Origin of the sequence: Paraburkholderia elongata (assembly GCF_013177735.1) — a bacterium.
Lineage (GTDB): Bacteria > Pseudomonadota > Gammaproteobacteria > Burkholderiales > Burkholderiaceae > Paraburkholderia > Paraburkholderia elongata.
In genome coordinates, this window is sequence record NZ_WOEZ01000152.1 from 1 (window position 1) to 4,197 (window position 4,197).

Below are 4,197 nucleotides of genomic sequence, written 5' to 3' on the forward strand. Positions count from 1 at the left end.
CCGTCGGCGCCTTCGCCTTTTTCTCGACCGGAGTCACCACTTTCTTCGGAGCCGGCTTTGCTGCAGCTTTCGTTGCACTCGTTGTTGCCATAGATTCCTCGTCATTGGTCAAAGGTTGGCCCGAGACTCTTGCCTTTGCGTAGTCACCGACAATACGCAAAGGTCTAAATCCTCAGGCTGGCGCTAGCGTAGCAACTCGGATTTGAATCTGCAACGGGGGAGGCCCTAAAACAAGGGGTTTGGTGTCGAGTTGACGCAAAAGCGACGACATGTGCCCCTCCGGCGAAGGCTGCGCCCACGTAAACGGCTATGAGAAAGGGTTTGAAGCACGGGAAAGAGGAGCAAACCTCTCGCGCAAGTCCAGCTTCGGGTGTCTGGGAGCGCGCCGAGGGCAGCAAAGCGAAGATTCCGAAGGCGATGGACGATGCGTTTTCGGAGCAACAGTCCGATGACGAGCGCGGATAAAAGCACCATCGACATGTTCAATGCCGAGCAGGTGAGTGAGCCGCGCGAAGATGGAGGGCCGTGAGCTGGCGGAGTGCGAAAAGGACGAGAATGTTGTTTTGACGTTTAGGCTGATTCCCGAGCACGACATGCGGGGCGCTTTTCTCTGGTCGCGCTGGACGTCTCGCGGGCGAGCCAGACTTGCTCTCATTTGCGGCCATTACGGACGAGTCGCCACCTGAGGTCGCCGCCGCGGGTCATGACCGGTGCATCATCCCAATTAAGCCGGAAAATATAGATGCATGGCTCAACCCGGACGCGTCGAATTTGGAGGCAATGTACGCCATACTTGATGACAGGGAACATCCGTATTACGAGCATCGACTTGCGGCATAGCGATTGGCCAGGCGAACGTCGGTGGTGGCGGGGACGGTGCGCGCATCGGTGGTCGTGGCATTGGCGGCAGCGGCGTCGTGATTGTCGCGTACTGACTTACTGACGCACCCCGCCGAACCAAGGCGCCTGCTCTCTCTCAGGCACTTTGCATTTCAGCGCCAGGTCGCGGAACGCCTCACTTGCGCTAGACTGGCTTGAGCAACCGGAAGGAGACCTGGATGATACGTAAGACGCTCAATGCCTCGCAGCTTCAGCAGGAGGTCAACCGGCGAATCCATCGACTGCAGGAAATCGTCGAGGATGGCGTGAAGATTCGTGTGCCGCGGCCGCAGTTGCAAGAGGCAGACAAGACAGGCTGCAACTGGAACATGACCCACTTCGGCAACGCAGTCGGCTTCGAGCGCGACATCGAGGGCGTGCTCAAGGCCGTGCGTGCGGAATACAACCTCAATACCGAAGTGAAAGACACCGGCAACCCGTTTGGGGACTAACCGCGAAAGACATCGATTCCTTGTTCGTTTTTGATGGCGTGGGCACTAATGGTGCGCTTACCTCAAATGGTCTACCTTGCGACGCCCCGTCGCAGATATTCCTCGCTTTAAAACCTATGCTTTCTACGAGTACCGATTGGCTGCGTGACCGCTCGCAATTATCGGCAACTGACAAATGGACCTTTGGATTCAACCCTGCGCGCAGTGCGCTGAGCTCTACGGGAAGTCGGCAGTTGAACCTCCGCCCCAAACCCTCACACTCAACGGCGTCGGCGCGGTGAAAGATGCGCGAGTCGAAGAGCACTACGCCTGCGTTCGGTGCCGCGCGGTATTTGCACGCATTCTCGGTGGGCCGCCGACGCGGCGGATTTGGATGTTGCTGAACGCCGGCCAGCATTGACGCAGCGTATGCTCGCACTCGCATGAGCGCGAGGTCCTCACTCCTGAATTTCTCCAAATCGGAAGGACGCGGCGATGGGTACAGCGCAGAGAAAGTCGCGTGACGGCGCCCATGCTATTCAATGACGACAACGCATCGGTCTATTTTGCGCCCCCTCCCTGCGAACGCCGAAGCTTATCTTAAAGGGGCAATTGCGCTATGAGCTCGAGACGACCTGTAGCTGGAATCGATATTGGCGGCGACCGGAAGGGAAATCATCTAGTTATCCTGCGTGGCACCCAGATTGTGTGCAACCTCCGCAAAGAAGCGCCGGAGCATATGCTCGAAAAGTGCCTCCAATTTGAGGTAGCAGCGGTGGGCATTGACGCACCCTGTCGATGGCGAATTGGCGAGGCCGGCAGGCAAGCTGAGAAATCTCTTGCTCAGCAACGAATCTTTTCGTTTGCCACACCGACTCGCGAACTGGCCATGGCCAGCCAAAGCGGATTCTACGGGTGGATGTTCAACGGCGAGCGTGTATATGATGCATTCACCCCACACTTTCCTATTTTCAGGAATGGTGGAGAAACCGGTGGCGGCGTGTGCTTTGAGACGTTTCCCCACGCAATAACTTGTGCCTTTCTTGGGAGGGAAGTCGCATCTGCGAAGAAAAAGGGAACTCAGCGCCGAGAAATCCTCAAACATGAGGGAGTTGAAACAACGCCGCTGCGGTCTATCGACGACGTTGATGCGGCGCTGTGCGCGTTGACGGCAAATTATCTACTTGACGGAAGAGTCGACGCGTATGGCGATGAGCTAGGGGGATTCATCGTGGTGCCTACTCCCGCTGTTCACGATAGGCGAGTTAGTTCAGACCTTTCCCACGACTGAACTAATACGGCTGATGCAATAGCGGCGCCATGTGTCCCTTGAGTCCGTTAGGCACAGACTTGAGTTCCCTCACAGGCGACGGCAGTTGTAATAGCGGCAATCACATTCCAGGAGGACTGGTGTATCTGAGACGACATTTGGTCTTGTTGCTGTCAATGGCAGCGTTTGGTTCGACCGCGGCATGGGCGAGCGATATTCGATGTGCGACCACGCGACAACCGGCGGAACGCGTGATATGCGACTACGCCATCCTGAACAATGAATACGACGATGTCTTCGCGCAGCAGCAGGCTCTGCTGAGCAGTGGAAAGCTCTCACCTGAACAACTCGCTCAGTGGCGGCAATCGCGCAACGCCTGCAGTGACGTCCACTGCATCGACGGCGTATTTGCTCGGTGGGCGGCGATGGCCAAGTCTGTCGAAACCAATTCCCGCGCTGCAGTGGCTCCGGTTATGGCCTCGGCTATTGCCATGGCTCCTGTCGGACCTGCTTTGGAAGCAATCGTCCTTCCCGCATCCCAGGCCTTGCCGACTTCGGAAGCATCTCTGGTGCGCCAAGGGAGTGCCGCCGGCGTGGCGCTTCCGAAACCCGTGGAGACACAAGCCTCTTCGCCTACGGTCGCGTCTGCTCCCTCGGGCGCGAGTGAATCGCGTGGCACGACCGGCATGAGCGCCGGCCTGATGACGGCATTGCTTGTCGCCGTTGGATTCGGCGCTCTCTTCCGACGCCGAAGGAGGAGCGGTGGAAGTACCGGGGAACCACCAAGTAATGTTCGCGGCAAGGACAAGCCTTGAGCGGACCGCATTGAAGGGCATGGAGCGCGGCGACGCAGTGTTGTGATTTTTCGCTTTAGTCAATGCGCTAGAGCGTCCGAAAGTCGTGACGCGCCACAACGAATTCGGCGTGGCGTGTCACCCGCGGCGGTCGTTGCCGAACCCAGCGGAAGCACGGCTGCCTCTCGGCGAAATTGCTTCGGCCAATCCAGATCGGCCGAAGCAATTCAATGGCGCGTCAACTCTCTTCAGCAAACGTCAGGAATTCATCCACCGCCGTGATGGTCTCATTGAGCTTTTCGACCTGCGGGATGTGGCCGCAATCATCAATCACCGTGACCGTAATATCGGAGACTTCCTTCTGCCATTCTTCCGTATAGCGGACCGGCACGATTGCATCGTCGCGACCCCATACGAGCAGTACCGGTACCTTCAACCGGTGCAGTCGAGTTCGCAGGCCACGGTCGGGGATGGGCCAGGCAAACTTGCCGGTACAACCGAACGCCCATACCCGTGCCGCGATTGCAGAGGCGGCGATGTTGGCATCCTCAGGGAGAGCCAGCATCGATTGGGCGGCGCGACTCGCAGGATCCTTGAACAGGAGTCCGGGCAACCGTTCGGCTGGGGCCGAAATCCAGTCGACGATCGGCAGGTCTTCCCGCCAAAGGCCGATCGGGTCTAGAAGGATCACCCATGAACCTAAAAACCGCAGTTGAGGCTGCCGGAACGGTCGGAGAAGCAATACGGATGCGGCGCTCTGCAAAATTGGCATACTCACCAAATGGGTGAAACAGGAAACGGGCAGATAGCCGCGCTGGGGCGG

At 58.1% G+C, this 4,197-nt stretch carries 5 protein-coding genes and 1 pseudogene; 5 read left to right on the top strand and 1 reads right to left on the bottom strand.

What is annotated here, in order from left to right:
* Nucleotides 1-321: 321 nt before the first annotated feature.
* From GNZ13_RS51620 to GNZ13_RS27685, 5 genes and pseudogenes are all read left to right on the top strand, one after another.
* Entirely contained in the window at nucleotides 322-465 is a 144-nt protein-coding gene (locus tag GNZ13_RS51620) for a hypothetical protein (RefSeq protein WP_216675042.1), read from the top strand.
* 35 nt (nucleotides 466-500) lie between these two features.
* A pseudogene (locus GNZ13_RS52750) lies at nucleotides 501-840 on the top strand (SOS response-associated peptidase family protein); the annotation flags it as partial.
* Between the two features lie 218 nt (nucleotides 841-1,058).
* Nucleotides 1,059-1,331 (top strand): hypothetical protein, encoded by a 273-nt coding sequence (locus tag GNZ13_RS27675; RefSeq protein WP_062091079.1) that lies wholly within the window; start codon nucleotides 1,059-1,061, stop codon nucleotides 1,329-1,331.
* Between the two features lie 598 nt (nucleotides 1,332-1,929).
* Nucleotides 1,930-2,601, top strand: coding sequence for a DUF429 domain-containing protein (locus GNZ13_RS27680; RefSeq protein ID WP_172170518.1), 672 nt, complete (start codon nucleotides 1,930-1,932; stop codon nucleotides 2,599-2,601).
* Nucleotides 2,602-2,660: 59 nt separating this feature from the next.
* A complete protein-coding gene (locus GNZ13_RS27685) occupies nucleotides 2,661-3,395 on the top strand; it encodes a hypothetical protein (RefSeq protein ID WP_328807300.1) in 735 nt (244 codons plus the stop codon).
* Nucleotides 3,396-3,612: 217 nt separating this feature from the next.
* Here the strand turns inward: GNZ13_RS27685 and GNZ13_RS27690 are convergent.
* A partial coding sequence (locus GNZ13_RS27690; protein ID WP_172170520.1) for an alpha/beta fold hydrolase occupies nucleotides 3,613-4,197 on the bottom strand: 585 nt, incomplete at its 5' end.